Origin of the sequence: Bradyrhizobium nivariense, from assembly GCF_029846695.2 — a bacterium.
Classification (GTDB): domain Bacteria; phylum Pseudomonadota; class Alphaproteobacteria; order Rhizobiales; family Xanthobacteraceae; genus Bradyrhizobium.
Window position 1 is genome coordinate 1 of the sequence record NZ_JARWCR020000203.1, and the last position, 836, is coordinate 836.

Sequence of the window (836 nt, forward strand, 5' to 3'; positions counted from 1 at the left end):
TTGGAGGTGAAGTTGCCGTTGCTGTCGGCGGTCCACACCGTGAAGACACCGGTCGAGGTGTTCTTCCAGGCGACATCGTAGCCGCTGGAGGTCGCCTCCGCAGCGATCGGCGTCCAATTGCTGAACTGGCCTGCCACATAGGCCGCACCATTGAACTTCAGCACAGGCCCGTTTCCACCGCTTGTCGGATCGAGGAGGTAGTTGCTGCCGGCCTGCACCAGGCTGGTCGCACCGGCGGCCTCGATGGTCGTCGTGCGCAGCCCGATCACGCCATCGCCGTTGAGGTCCTGCTGAAACAGCGTCTCGATCGACTCAAAAGCTGTGCTTGTTCCGGAGACATTGCTCAGGAGGTTGGAGGTGAAGTTGCCGTTGCTGTCGGCGGTCCACACCGTGAAGACACCGGTCGAGGTGTTCTTCCAGGCGACGTCGTAGCCGCTGGAGGTCGCCTCCGCCGCGATCGGCGTCCAGTTGCTGAACTGGCCTGCCACATAGGCCGCACCATTGAACTTCAGCACAGGCCCGCTTCCACCGCTTGTCGGATCGAGGAGGTAGTTGCTGCCGGCCTGCACCAGGCTGGTTGCACCTGATGCCTCAATGGTCGTCGTGCGCAGCCCGATCACGCCATCGCCATTGAGGTCCTGCTGGAACAGCGTCTCGATCGACTGGAAAGCTACGCTCGTTCCGGAGACATTGCTCAGGAGGTTGGAGATGAAGTTGCCGTTGCTGTCGGCGGTCCACACCGTGAAGACACCGGTCGAGGTGTTCTTCCAGGCGACATCGTAGCCGCTGGAGGTCGCCTCCGCCGCGATCGGCGTCCAATTGCTGAACTGGCCCGC

At 62.4% G+C, this 836-nt stretch carries 1 pseudogene; it reads right to left on the bottom strand.

Going from position 1 to position 836, the window contains the following annotated elements:
- Nucleotides 1–836: pseudogene (locus QCM77_RS45950) on the bottom strand (hypothetical protein); the annotation flags it as partial.